General features: G+C 73.1%; 12 protein-coding genes and 1 riboswitch. Of the genes, 2 read left to right on the forward strand and 10 right to left on the reverse strand.

Annotated features, from left to right (window positions below; translation table 11 throughout):
- The first annotated feature begins 69 nt into the window (after positions 1 to 69).
- Entirely contained in the window at positions 70 to 591 is a 522-nt protein-coding gene (locus EQG70_RS03550; protein WP_017833125.1) for an OsmC family protein, read from the forward strand.
- Between the two features lie 66 nt (positions 592 to 657).
- Here EQG70_RS03550 and EQG70_RS03555 read toward each other — a convergent pair whose 3' ends face one another.
- Both EQG70_RS03555 and EQG70_RS03560 read right to left on the reverse strand, forming a co-directional pair.
- Entirely contained in the window at positions 658 to 1,152 is a 495-nt protein-coding gene (locus EQG70_RS03555; protein ID WP_017833126.1) for a CoA-binding protein, read from the reverse strand.
- Complete coding sequence (locus EQG70_RS03560; RefSeq protein WP_109268522.1) at positions 1,149 to 2,555, reverse strand: O-acetylhomoserine aminocarboxypropyltransferase/cysteine synthase family protein; 1,407 nt, start codon at positions 2,553 to 2,555, stop codon at positions 1,149 to 1,151. Before EQG70_RS03560 ends, EQG70_RS03555 begins: the two co-directional genes overlap by 4 nt.
- Before the next feature lie 333 nt (positions 2,556 to 2,888).
- On the opposite strand from EQG70_RS03560, the gene EQG70_RS03565 reads away from it, so the two are divergent.
- Positions 2,889 to 3,956, forward strand: coding sequence for a tartrate dehydrogenase (locus EQG70_RS03565; RefSeq protein WP_109242965.1), 1,068 nt, complete (start codon positions 2,889 to 2,891; stop codon positions 3,954 to 3,956).
- A gap of 69 nt (positions 3,957 to 4,025) precedes the next feature.
- Here EQG70_RS03565 and EQG70_RS03570 read toward each other — a convergent pair whose 3' ends face one another.
- The 8 genes from EQG70_RS03570 to EQG70_RS03600 all read right to left on the reverse strand — a co-directional run bounded on the left by EQG70_RS03570 (position 4,026) and on the right by EQG70_RS03600 (position 12,514).
- Positions 4,026 to 5,645 (reverse strand): SLC13 family permease, encoded by a 1,620-nt coding sequence (locus tag EQG70_RS03570; protein WP_109268521.1) that lies wholly within the window; start codon positions 5,643 to 5,645, stop codon positions 4,026 to 4,028.
- 79 nt (positions 5,646 to 5,724) lie between these two features.
- Positions 5,725 to 6,447 carry a 2Fe-2S iron-sulfur cluster-binding protein gene (locus tag EQG70_RS03575; RefSeq protein WP_017833855.1) on the reverse strand — a complete coding sequence of 241 codons (723 nt, stop codon included), beginning with the start codon at positions 6,445 to 6,447 and terminating at the stop codon, positions 5,725 to 5,727.
- Positions 6,444 to 6,566, reverse strand: coding sequence for a hypothetical protein (locus EQG70_RS18710; protein ID WP_017833856.1), 123 nt, complete (start codon positions 6,564 to 6,566; stop codon positions 6,444 to 6,446). Before EQG70_RS18710 ends, EQG70_RS03575 begins: the two co-directional genes overlap by 4 nt.
- Before the next feature lie 5 nt (positions 6,567 to 6,571).
- Positions 6,572 to 7,330 (reverse strand): succinate dehydrogenase/fumarate reductase transmembrane subunit, encoded by a 759-nt coding sequence (locus tag EQG70_RS03580; RefSeq protein WP_241975613.1) that lies wholly within the window; start codon positions 7,328 to 7,330, stop codon positions 6,572 to 6,574.
- A gap of 207 nt (positions 7,331 to 7,537) precedes the next feature.
- The gene (locus EQG70_RS03585; RefSeq protein ID WP_109268520.1) at positions 7,538 to 9,664 is read right to left on the reverse strand and encodes an AMP-binding protein; all 2,127 of its coding nucleotides are present in this window, start codon (positions 9,662 to 9,664) and stop codon (positions 7,538 to 7,540) included.
- A gap of 59 nt (positions 9,665 to 9,723) precedes the next feature.
- Positions 9,724 to 10,545 carry an ABC transporter permease gene (locus tag EQG70_RS03590; RefSeq protein ID WP_109268519.1) on the reverse strand — a complete coding sequence of 274 codons (822 nt, stop codon included), beginning with the start codon at positions 10,543 to 10,545 and terminating at the stop codon, positions 9,724 to 9,726.
- Entirely contained in the window at positions 10,542 to 11,585 is a 1,044-nt protein-coding gene (locus EQG70_RS03595) for an aliphatic sulfonate ABC transporter substrate-binding protein (RefSeq protein ID WP_017833860.1), read from the reverse strand. Before EQG70_RS03595 ends, EQG70_RS03590 begins: the two co-directional genes overlap by 4 nt.
- Positions 11,586 to 11,680: 95 nt before the next feature.
- Positions 11,681 to 12,514 (reverse strand): ABC transporter ATP-binding protein, encoded by an 834-nt coding sequence (locus EQG70_RS03600; RefSeq protein ID WP_109268572.1) that lies wholly within the window; start codon positions 12,512 to 12,514, stop codon positions 11,681 to 11,683.
- 5 nt (positions 12,515 to 12,519) lie between these two features.
- Positions 12,520 to 12,624: riboswitch (SAM riboswitch) on the reverse strand.
- Between the last annotated feature and the right edge of the window lie 83 nt (positions 12,625 to 12,707).

The following is a 12,707-nucleotide window of genomic DNA, read 5'->3' on the forward strand; positions in this document are numbered from 1 at the left end:
GGCACGGAGCAGCAGGCCGGGGCCGGGACCGCGTGGCGGCCCCGGCCCCGGCCCCTCTACAGTGAGGTCATGGAATCTCGTACGGACATCGACGCCTCGGCCCTGCGGCAGCTGCAGGCCCCCCTCAAGGAACGCTACCGGGAGCACCCCGAGGAGGCCCGCACACCCCTGCACGCCCGCGGCGACTTCCGCGACACCGGGCTCACGACCACCGTCGACTCGTGGGCCGGGCCGGTGCGGGCCGGCCTGCACGCCGCCACCGGCGGTGACGGCAGCGACGCCTGCTCCGGGGACATGCTCCTCGACGCGCTCGCGGCCTGCGCGGGCGTGACCCTGCGCAGCGTGGCGACGGCCATGGGCGTGCCGATCCGGTCGGCCGAGCTCCGCGCGGAGGGCATGTTCGACGCCCGCGGGACGCTGGGCCTGGACCGGTCCGTGGCCGTGGGGGTCCAGGACGTCGTCCTCACTGTCCGCCTCGACACCGACGCCGACGACGCCACCCTCCAGCGGCTGGCCAAGTCGACCGAGCGGTACTGCGTGGTCAGCCAGAGCCTGAACACGGACGTGGCGTTCGTCGTCGAGCGCGTGTAGCGGCCGCACCCTCGCCGGTCGCGGTACGGCTCCGTGCGCCTCAGGGCGCACGGAGCCGTTCCGCGTTCAGGACAGGACCTGGCGCTTCGACGAGATGACCCCGGTGTTGAAGCCGGCCAGGTGGAGCCCGCCGTGGAAGCGGGCGTGCTCGATCTTCAGGCAGCGGTCCATGACCACGGAGAGCCCGCCCTCCTCGGCGATCCGGGCGGCCTCCTCGTGCCAGGACCCCAGCTGCAGCCACAGGGTCCTCGCCCCGACGGCCACGGCCTCGTGGGCCACGCCGGGGAGGTCGTCGTGGCGCCGGAACGCGTCGACGACGTCGGGCGTCTCCGGCAGGTCCGCGAGGGACGGGTAGACGGGCCGGCCCATGATCTCCCGCAGCGCCGGGTTGACGAAGTACACCCGGTACGGCGAGGAGGACAGCAGGTAGGTCGAGACGAAGTAGGAGGCGCGGGACGGTTTGTCGGACGCGCCCACGACGGCGATCGACTCGGTGCCGTGCAGGATGCTCAGCCGCTCGGGCGCGCTCGGCCCAGTCCACGTGCGGGTCTCGGCGGTCATCGGAGCGCTCCTTCGGTCGTGACGTCGGCGTCGGCAGCAGCGGTGTCGTCGGCGGTGGCGCCGGCCGGGGCGCCGGCCGCGCGGCCGGGGGTCTCCCGGGGCAGGCCGGTGGCCGCCGTGAGGGCCTGGTCGAGGTCCCAGAGGATGTCCTCGACGTCCTCGAGGCCCACCGACAGGCGGATGAGGTCCTCCCGCACCCCCGCGCCGACCAGCTGCTCGGCGCTCAGCTGTTGGTGCGTGGTGGAGGCGGGGTGCAGGACGAGGGTGCGGGCGTCCCCGATGTTGGCGAGGTGGCTGGCCAGCTGCAGGTTCTCGATGAAGCGCGCCCCGACCTCCCGCCCTCCGAGCCGCTCCGTGGGGGAGACCCCGAACGCGAACACGGAGCCCGGGCCGAGGGGCAGGTACCGCCGGGCCCGCTCGTGATGGGGGTGGCTCGGCAGCCCGGCCCAGTTGACGTAGGAGACCCGGGGGTCCTCCTCCAGCCACCGCGCGACGGCCCGCGCGTTGGCCAGGTGCGCGTCCATGCGCTGCGGCAGCGTCTCCACGCCCTGGATCAGGTTCCAGGCGGACTGGGGCGCCAGGGCGGGGCCGATGTCCCGCAGCTGCTCGGTGCGCAGCCGGGTCAGGAATCCGTACTCCCCGAAGTTCCCCCACCAGGTGACGTCGTTGTACGTGGGCACCGGCTCCGTCATGGACGGGAAGTTGCCGTTCGCCCAGTCGAAGCGGCCGGACTCGACGACGACGCCGCCCAGCGTGGTGCCGTGCCCGCCCAGGAACTTGGTGGCCGAGTGGATGACGATGTCCGCCCCGTGCTCGATCGGACGGACCAGGTACGGCGGGGTCATGGTCGAGTCGACGACCAGCGGCACGCCGGCCTCGTGCGCGACCGCCGCCAGGCCCTCCAGGTCCGCGACGTCGCCGGAGGGGTTGGCAACGACCTCCGTGTAGACGGCCTTGGTGCCCGGGCGCACCGCCGCCCGGTAGTCGGCGGGGTCGGTGCCGGGGACGAACGTGGTCTCGATCCCGAAGCGGCGCAGGGTGACGTCCAGCTGGGTGACCGTGCCCCCGTAGAGCTGGGCGGAGGCCACGATGTGGTCCCCGGCCTGGGCGAGCGCGGCGAACACGAGGAACTCGGCGGACATGCCGGAGGCGGTGGCCACGGCGCCGATGCCGCCCTCGAGGGACGCGACGCGCTCCTCGAACGCCGCGACGGTCGGGTTGCCGATGCGGGAGTAGATGTTGCCGTACTTCTGCAGGGCGAACAGGTTGGCGGCGTCGTCGGCGTCCTTGAAGACGAACGAGGTGGTCTGGTAGATCGGGACCGCACGGGCGCCGTGCTCGGCGTCGGGGGTGCCCCCGGCGTGCAGGGCGCGGGTGCGGAACCCGAACTGGTGGTCGGCCATGGGGAAGCTCCTCGTGCGAGTGGTGCCGCTGGACGGTCCCGGGCGTCAGGAGGGTCCCGGCGGGGGTGCCGGGGGTGCGGTGCCCCATCGGTCCTGGCGGTAGCACCGTGCGGTCTGCGACGTCGACCACGGTTGCTGCGGCGTCGTCGGTCCAGGTCCCTCGGCCGCTCGGGATGGCTGCCTCCCATTGTGCTGCCCGGGGCCGCCCCGCGCCAACCGCCGGCCCGGGGCGGCGCCGCCCGCACCCCGGGCGGGCCGGCCGGAGCGCTATGATCTGCGCCATGCGCGGAAGGCGCCCGCCTTTCCCGCGCCCACGACGCTGCGGAGGACCTGGTGACGAGGACACGGCACTACACCATCGACGTGATCGCCGGTGACGGCATCGGCCAGGAGGTCATGCCGTCCGCGCTGCGCTGCGTCGACGCGCTGGCGCAGGCGCACGGCTTCACCGTCGACTGGCGCGAGCGGGGGTGGGGCTCCGACCACTACCGGGCCCACTCCCGGATGATGCCCGTCGACGGCATCGAGCAGCTCGCCTCCGGCGACGGCGTCCTGCTCGGGGCGGTGGGCGCCCCGGACATCCCCGACGACGTCACCCTGTGGGGCCTGCTGATCCCCATCCGCCGCGAGTTCCACCAGTACGTCAACCTCCGGCCGATCCGGATCCTCCCGGGCGTGACCTCGCCCCTGCGCGGGCTCGACGAGCTGGACCTCGTCGTCGTCCGCGAGAACATCGAGGGCGAGTACTCCGAGGTCGGCGGCCGGCTCTACCGCGGCCGGCCCGAGGAGATGGCCGTCCAGGAGTCCGTGTTCACCCGCGCCGGCGTCACCCGGATCGCCCGCTACGCCGCCGAGCTGGCCCAGCGCCGCACGGGCCGGCTGGTCTCGGCCACGAAGTCCAACGGCATCATCCACACCATGCCGTTCTGGGACGAGGTCGTGGAGGCCACGGTCGCCGAGTACCCGGGCGTGACGGTCGAGAAGGTCCTCATCGACGCGCTGGCCGCCCGGATGGTCCTCAAGCCGCGGAGCGTCGACGTGATCGTCGCCTCCAACCTCTTCGGCGACATCCTCTCCGACCTCGCCGCCGGGGCCGCCGGCTCGATCGGTGTCGCCCCCAGCGCGAACCTGAACCCGGAGAAGACCCACCCGTCCATGTTCGAGCCGGTGCACGGCTCCGCCCCCGACATCGCCGGACAGGGCATCGCCAACCCCGTGGGCACGATGTGGGCGGCCGCCATGATGCTGGACCACCTCGGGGAGACCGGGGCGGCCCGGCACCTGGAGTCCTCCTTCGAGCAGACCATGGCCGGCGGCACCCTGACCGGGGACCTCGGCGGGACGGCGAGCACGGAGCAGTTCACGCAGGCCGTGCTGGCCCGGTGCACCGACGCCCCCTGACGCAGGAGGTGGCACGACCAGGGGGGCCCGTGGACACCACGGGCCCCCCTGCGCCGGGACGAGGACGGGCTAGATCACCAGGCCCAGGGCGAAGGGCCCGATGAGCACGGTGAAGATCGTGATCAGGATGACGCCCACGATGTTGAGGACGATGCCGCCGCGCACCATCTCGGCGATCTTGACCTGGCCGGTGGCGAAGACGATGGCGTTGGGCGGGGTGCCCACGGGGAGCATGAACGCGCACGTGGCCGCCAGCGCCGCCGGGATGAGCAGCGTCATGGGGTCCACCCCGATGCCGACGGCGACGCCGCCCAGGATCGGGATGAACGTGGCCGCCGTGGCGGTGTTGGACGTGATCTCGGTCAGGAGCAGGACGATCGTGACCACCGCCGCGAGCAGCAGGACGATCGGCAGCGCGCCGAGCCCGGAGACCTGCGCGCCGAACCAGGCGTCCAGGCCCGTGCCGGCCACGGCCGCGGCGAGCGACAGGCCGCCGCCGAAGAGCAGGAGCACGCCCCACGGGAGGCCCTCCTCGGCGTCCTTCCACTCCAGGGTCATGTTGCCCTGCTTGTCGCCGGGGAGCAGGAAGAGCAGCACGCCGGCGCCGATGGCGACCACCGTGTCGTCGAAGAGGTCCAGCCAGGGCAGCTGCTCGCCGATGGTGCCGATGCCGGACAGCAGCCCCGGGACGATCCAGAAGAACGCGGCGATGACGAACACGGCCAGCACGGTCTTCTCGCCCTTGCTCATGGGCCCCAGGGCGGCGATCTCCTCGTTGATCAGCTCCTTGCCGCCGGGCACCTCCGCCAGGTTGAAGCGGAAGATGACGCGGGTGATGAGCAGCCAGGCGAGGCCGATGAAGACCACCACGATCGGCACGCCGAGCATCATCCACTGCGCGAAGCCCACGGTCCGGTCCAGCTCGTCGCTGATGTAGCCGGCCACGATGGCGTTGGGCGGGGATCCCAGCAGGGTGCCGAGGCCGCCGATGGTGGCGGCCCAGGCGATCGCCAGGACCAGGGCCACGCCGAACAGGCGCACGTCGCGATCGTCGATGACGTCGCTGATGGCCTTGCCGCCGCGGATGTCCTCGCCCATGGCCTCGGTCTCGGCCCGGGTGCCGGCGTTGCGGCTGTTCTCGACCACCAGGGTCAGCACGGACAGCCCGATCGGCAGCATCATCAGCGTGGTCGCGGTGTTGGAGACCCACATGGAGAGGAAGGCTGTGGAGATCATCAGGCCGAGGATGATCTGCCGCGGGTGGGTGCCCACCCGGCGCAGGGTCAGCAGCGCGATCCGGCGGTGCAGGTTCCACTTCTGCATCGCGATCGCGATCAGGAAGCCGCCGAGGAACAGGAACACGATCGGGTTGGCGTAGGGTGCGGTCGTCTCGGCCACGGTGAGCGCCGTGAGCACCGGGAAGAGCACGATGGGCAGCAGCGAGGTGATGGACAGCGGCACCGCCTCGGTCATCCACCAGACCGCCATCAGCGTGGCGACCGCACCCACCACCCGGGCGTCGGCCGAGACGTCCGCGCCGCCGAGCAGGAACCAGACCAGGAAGGCCAGCAGCAGGCCGAGGCCGCGGAAGAGCCAGGTCTTCGCCGCCGGGCGGGCAGGTTCGCGGTCGTCGGGCTCGTAGTCGAACTCGCCCTGCTCGGGGACGATCTTTCCGGGGCGCTCGCTCATGTGATCCACCTCATGGTCTCGGGGGCGTGCCCGAAAGGTAGCAGTCACGTCACCGGGCGGCAAGGCGCGCCGCGCCGGGTCATCCGGGGTCCGGGGCGTCCCTGCTCCGGCGCGGGAAACGGTTGCGCAGGTTCTCCTGCGCCACCGCGGAGAGGTTCTCGATCGGCAGCCCGGCCGGGCAGACCTCCACGCAGTCGCCGAGCAGGGAGCAGGGCCCGAACTGCTCCTCGGAGGCGTCGATCACCCGGGCGGAACGCTCCCGGCGCTCGGCGTCGTCCTTGGCCAGCGGCGGCAGCTCCCGCAGCATCGTGCCCACGAACAGCTGGCCGGACCCGTTGGGGCAGGACGCCACGCACGCCCCGCAGCTGATGCAGCCGCCGTTGGCCAGGGCTTTCATCGCCACCGGGAACTTGCCCGCCTTCGCCACGAGGCGCAGCGCCTTCTTGTCCACGGAGAGGTCCCGCTTGACCGGGAAGGACGCCGCCCGCAACGGCTCGATGCGCACGCGGTCCCCGTCCCGGTAGGCCCCCAGGTGCTGCATGCAGCTCGCGGCGTTGCGCTCGGGGCCGTGCGCCACGCCGTCGACCGTCACCCCGCACTTGCCGCAGACCCCTTCGCGGCACCCGTCGTCGAAGACCACCGGGTCCTCTCCGGCGGCCTCCAGCTGCGCGTTGATCCGGTCGAGCAGCTCGAGCACGGTCATGTCCGGGCTCGCGTCCGGGACGTCGTAGGCCGTGAAGTCCCCGGGCTCCTCCGGGGAGGGCTGGCGCCACACGTCCACGGTCAGGGAGAAGGTGCTCACTCGCTCGGGTCCTTGTCGTCTCGAAGAAAGTCGTCTCGAAGAAGGTCGTCCTGCAGGACGTCGTCCCGCAGCAGGGCGTCCCGCGGGAGGTCGTCCCGCAGGCGGGGAAGGGCGGCCACGGGGCTCAGCGCACCGCGCGGGTCAGCACGGCCACCGGGATCGTGGTGTTGCCGGCGGCCACCGCGGCGCCGAACGCGTTCGCGGCGATCCGCAGCCGCCGCTGGAAGCGCCGGTCACCGCCCACGCCCACGTCATTGGCGATCTCCGGGATGCCGTGCACCAGGTGGGCGGCCAGCGCCGCCATGGACAGGGCGTAGGCGGCGGCCACCGGCGGGCGGGAGAGGCTGGCCACGAGGTTGGCGTGGGCGCTGCCGTGCTCGAAGCCCCGGGCCGCGGCGGGCCGGGCGCCCAGGGTCAGGTCGAGCACGTGGAAGAGGGTGAACAGCCCGAGCACGCCGCCCGTGCTGCGCATCGAGCGCTTCGCCACCGTCCACGGGGAGCGACGACGGCCCCGCGGACGCCGGCCGGTGCGCGGCAGCAGCGTCCCGTTCGCCGCCCAGGACCGCGCGGTGAGCACCGCGGCGGCGCCCGTGTGGACCACGAGGCCGGCTGCGAGCACGCCGCGGGCCGCCCAGAGCACCGTGCCGCGCGGCAGCACGGGGGCGCCCGCCGTGCGGAGGAGCTCGGCGTAGGCGTCGAACTTCTGCGCGCCCTGGTAGACCTTCAGGTTCCCCAGCATGTGCACCAGCACGTAGCCCGAGAACAGGGCGCCGGAGGCGGCCATCGCGAGCTTGAGGTCGGTGTTCGGCAGGGCGGGCAGCAGCCCGTCCGGCGCGGAGCGGGCCGTGCCTGCGGGGCGGGGGGAGTCGTTCACGGCATTCATCCTAGGGGCGGTGCGGGCTGAGACGTCACAAGTCTCAACGTCCTTGCGGAGGGGGTCGCGGACCGTCACGGAGCCGCGCCGAGGGGTCGTTTCCCGCCTCCGCGGCGGCGCGAGGGGTCGTTTTCCGCCGGTGCGAGCAGCTCATTCCGACCGAAAGCGACCCCCCGCGGCCGGAGGAGCGCCGGAAGCGACCCCTCGCGGCGGGGGCTAGCGCCGTGCGGCCAGGACGTCGGCGATGCGCTCGAGGGACTCCTCGTTCTGCAGCGAGGACCGGTCGCCGAGGGGGGCGCCCTCCCACAGCTGCGCGAGCAGCCGCCGGGTGATCTTCCCGGACCGGGTCTTCGGCAGGTCGGGGACCGCCACGACCGCCCGCGGCTTGGCGATCGGCCCGATCTCGTGCGCCACGTGCTCGCGCAGGGCAGCGGTCAGCTCCTCCGCCGGGACCCGGGCGGCCTCGGGGGTCAGCACCACGTAGGCGAGCACCGCGTGCCCGGTCAGCTCGTCGCGCACCGGTGCCGCGCCGGCCTCCACCACCCACGGGTGGGTGACGAGCGCCGACTCGATCTCGATGGTGGACAGCCGGTGCCCGGAGACGTTGATGACGTCGTCGACCCGCCCCAGGATGTAGATGTCCCCCTCCTCGTCGTAGCGGGCGCCGTCCCCGGCGAGGAACCAGCCCTGCTCGGCGTAGGCCTGCCAGTAGGAGGAGAGGTAGCGCTGCGGGTCGCCCCACACGGTGCGGGCCATCGAGGGACCGGTCCGGTCCACCACCACGAAGCCCTGCACCCCGGGCGGGACCGTCTCCCCGGCCTCGTCGACCACGCGGGTGGAGATCCCCGGGACCGCCCGGGTCGCGCAGCCGGGCTTGAGCGCGGTGCGCGGGGCTCCGTCGTCGAACGTCCCCGGGGGCGCGAACTGGGGGTCGTGCGGCCGCGGGGACATCACGGTGGCGCCGGTCTCGGACTGCCACCACGTGTCCACGAACGGCACCTCGTCCCTGCCCAGCTGCGCGCGCAGCCAGCGCCAGGCCTCGGGGTTGATCGACTCGCCCACGGAGCCGAGCAGCCGGATCGAGTTGAGGTTGTAGAGCGGCGGGACGCCCTTCGGGAACGCGCCCATCAGGGAGCGGATCAGCGTGGGCGCCGTGTAGTAGGCGGTGACCCCGTAGCGCTCGACCACCTCGAAGTGCCGGCCCCAGTGCGGGGTGTTCGGGGTGCCCTCGTAGATCACCTCGGACACGCCGTTGACCAGCGGCCCGTAGATCTCGTAGGTGTGCGCGGTGACCCACGCGAGGTCCGCGGTGCACCAGTGGACGGTCGAGTCCACCTTCGCGGGGTCGTTGACGGTGGCCAGCTCGTCCGGGCGCAGCACGCCGTCCTCGTCCTCGACGTCGGGCAGCAGGTCGAACAGCAGCGCGTGGGTGTAGGCGGTCTGCACGAGGTAGCCGCCCATCGTGTGCACCAGGCCCTTGGGCCGTCCGGTGGTCCCGGAGGTGTAGATGATGAACAGCGGCGTCTCGGCGTCGAACGCCTCGGGCACGTGCACGTCGGACTGGTCGGCGATCAGCTCGTGCCACCACACGTCCCGCCCGCGCGTCCACGGGACCGCGTCCTCCTCCTTGGAGTGCGTCCCCCGGGTGCCCCGCGGCAGGTCCGTGCGTCCGGGCCGGGAGGTGCGGCGCACGACGACGACGTGCTCGACCGCGTTGTCACCGCTGCAGGCCTCGTCGGCCACGGCCTTCACGGGCACCACGGCGCCGCGCCGGTGCTGCCCGTCCGTGGTCACGAGGACCTTGGCGCCGGTGTCCTCGACGCGAAAGCGCAGCGCCTCGGCGGAGAACCCGCCGAAGACCAGGGAGTGCACCGCGCCGATGCGGGCGCAGGCCAGCGTGATGATGACGGTCTCCGGGATGACGGGGAGGTAGATCACCACCCGGTCGCCCTGCTCCACGCCCAGGGCGAGCAGGGCGTTGGCGGCGCGGGAGACCTCCCGCTGCAGGTCGGCGTAGGTGTAGACCAGCCGGTCCCCGGGCTCTCCCTCGAAGTACAGGGCCACGTGGGCGCCGCGGCCGGCCTCGACGTGGCGGTCCACGCAGTTGTGGGCCACGTTGAGCCTGCCGCCCTCGAACCACGCGATCTCCGGGACCGACCAGGTGGGGCCGCCCTGCTCGTCCGTCCCGAGCCGCCGCGGGGCCTCGAAGCGGTGCGCGGTGGTCCACGGCCGCGCCCAGTCGAGGCGCGACGCCTGCGCCTCCCAGAAGGCGATCCGGGCCTCGTCCGAGACCAGGGCGGGATTGGGGGTGGGGGAGGAGGGGTCGCTCCAGCTGAAGCTCACGGTGCTGCTGTCCTTTCCGGCCGGCACGGACGACGGTTCCACTGTGCCAGGCGCACGTGTCAGGCCCATTTCTTGGCGGCCCACTTCTCGAAGACCCCCAGCAGCGCGTCCGTCGCCTTGCCGAGCACCGCGAGCAGCACGATGGCGAGGAGCAGGCGGTCGGTGCGGCCGTTGTTCTGCGAGTCGGTGAGCAGCCAGCCCAGGCCCATGGAGGCGCCCAGCAGCTCGGCGGCCACGAGGAACAGCCACGCCTGGGCCAGGGCCAGGCGCAGCCCCGAGATGACCGACGGCATGACGGCCGGCAGCTGCACCGCGGTGAGCAGGCGCAGCCCGTGCAGCCCGAACGCCCGCGCCGCCTCGATGAGGTTGCGGTCCACGTGCTGCAGGGCCGCGGAGACGGTGGTGTAGACCGGGAAGAACGCGCCGATGGCCACCAGCGTGACCTTGGAGTCCTCGCCGAGGCCGATCCACAGCAGCAGCAGCGGCACCCACGCCAGGGACGGCACCGCCCGGAACGCCCCGATCGTGGGGCCCACCAGTGTGGAGCCCCAGCGGGAGAGGCCGATGAAGGACCCGGCCACGAGGCCGAGCCCGGCGCCGATCAGGAAGCCGATCAGCACGCGCTGGGTCGAGATGCCCACGTGGGTCCACAGGTCCCCGCCGGCCAGCAGGCCGATCCCGGCCTCGAGCACCGCGAGCGGGGCCGGCAGCTGCACGGCGCTGAAGACCCCGGCGGTGGACAGCACGTGCCACAGCAGCAGCAGCGCGGCGGGCAGCAGCAGGCCCAGGCCGGTGCGCAGCAGCGGCCGCCGCCGGGGGGCCGCGGCGGGGGCGTCGTCGAACCGCTCCGCCTCCTCGGCGGGGGACAGGGGCTGCGTCACTGCCCGGCCCCGACCAGCTCGGCCGCGCGGGACGCGTCGGCGTTCTCGGCGTAGGAGCTCTCCACGATGCTCCCGAGCGCCTCGTCGATCTGCTCCTGGCCGGCCACGTCGTCGGACTCCACGAAGATCGGCCCGACCTTCTCGAGGACCGCCAGCTGCTCGTCGCCCGGCACGTGGTCGATGTCCAGGTTGGTGCGCTCGAGCACCTTCTCGGCCACGGACAGCTCGATCCCGGCCGCCTCGGCGAGCAGCTGCGCGGTCTCCTCCGTGTTCTCCTGCGCCCACTGCCGGGCGTAGGCGTAGACGTCCACCACGGTCTGGGCGGCCTCGGGCTGCTCCTCGAGGAAGCTCTCGTGGGCGTTGAGGAAGCCGTAGGTGTTGAAGTCGACGTTGCGGTAGAACAGCTCCGCGCCGTTCTCCTCCGCGGCGGCCATGATCGGGTCGAGCCCGGACCAGGCGTCCACCTGGCCGTTCTCCAGGGCGGCGCGGCCGTCGGCGTGCTGCAGGTTCTGGATCGTGACGTCCCCGGCGTCCACACCGGCCTCGTCGAGGGCCTGGAGCAGGAAGAAGTACGGGTCGGTGCCCTTGGTCGCGGCCACGGTGCGGCCCTCGAGGTCCGCGACCTCCTGCACCTCGCTGCCGGCGGTGGTGACCAGGGCGGACCACTCCGGCTGCGAGTAGAGGTCGATCACCCGGATCGGGGTGCCGTTGCTGCGGGCCAGCAGCGCCGCGGAGCCCGCGGTGGAGCCGATGTCCACCGCCTCCGCACGCAGCGCCTCGTTGGCCTTGTTCGACCCGGCGGACTGCACCCACTCCACCTCGATGCCCTCCTCGGCGAACGCGGTCTCGAGCCAGCCCTTCTCCTTGATCACCACGGAGAGCGGGTTGTAGGTGGCCCAGTCCACGCGGACGGTGCCGTCCCCGGCGGCCTCCGCGGGCGGCTCACCGGAGCCCTCACCGGCCATGCACCCGGTCAGGCCCAGGGCCAGGACGGCGGCGAGTGCGGGGACGGTGCGGACGGAGCGCTGGGGCAGGGGCATGGCGGAGCCTTTCGTGGTGGACGGACGGTGCCGGGCGGCGCGGGCGGGTGCCGCCGCTGGTCCGGGGAGGGGAGTCGGGGTGGGGGCGGGCCGCGTCAGCGGGTCGCGGGGTGGTGGGTGTCGACGCCGAGGTGGCCGAGGAGCTGCACGCGCAGCTCGGCGAGGACCTCGGAGGCCCGGTCCCGGGGGCGCTCGCCGGGGACGGCGAGGATCGTGCTGATCGAGGCCGGGGCGGTGGGCCCGGTCCGGCCCAGGACCACGATCCGGTCCGCGAGCTGCAGCGCCTCGTCGACGTCGTGGGTGACGAGCAGGACGGTGGTGGGCTGGGCCGCGTGGATCGTGAGCAGCAGGTCCTGCATCTGCAGGCGGGTCAGGGCGTCGAGCGCGCCGAAGGGCTCGTCGAGCAGCAGGACCCCGGGATTGCGGGCCAGGGCCCGGGCCAGGGACGCGCGCTGGGCCATGCCGCCGGAGACCGCGCGGGGACGGTGGCCGGCGTGCGCGGTGAGCCCCACCAGGCGCAGCAGGTCGTCGATCACGGCGTCCCCCTCGTCCCGGGGGAGTCCGCGGGGCAGGCCCAGGCGGACGTTCTCGCGCACCGAGCGCCACGGCAGCAGGCGGGGCTCCTGGAAGGCGACCGCGCAGCGCGGGTCGATGCCGGACACGGGGGTGCCGTCGATGAGCACCCGTCCGGCCGAGGCGGTGTCGAGCCCCGCGGCGGCCCGCAGCAGCGTGGACTTGCCGCACCCCGAGGGCCCCAGGACCGCCAGGACCTCGCCGGGCCGGGCCGTGACGTCGACGTCCTGCAGGACGTAGTGGGTCTCGCGGCCGGACGGGAAGGCCTTGCCGACGCGCTCGAAGGCCACGGAGAAGGCGCGCTTCGCGGTGCCCGGTGCGGTGGCCGGCGCAGAGCCCAGCAGGGAAGTGCTCATGATCAACTCCATCGGTCCTGGCATTAGCACCTCGCACGGAGGATCAGACGGATCCGTGCCGGTTGCTGCGACGTCGACGAGCCAGGTCTCTCAGCCGCTCCGGATGGTTACACCACCAATTGAACGTCCTCGGCGTGTTCCCTGGCAAATCCGTCGCATCCGTGGTGATCGCGACACATCGCTGGCACGGGAG

Source organism: Kocuria rosea (assembly GCF_006094695.1).
Classification (GTDB): Bacteria; Actinomycetota; Actinomycetes; order Actinomycetales; family Micrococcaceae; genus Kocuria; species Kocuria rosea.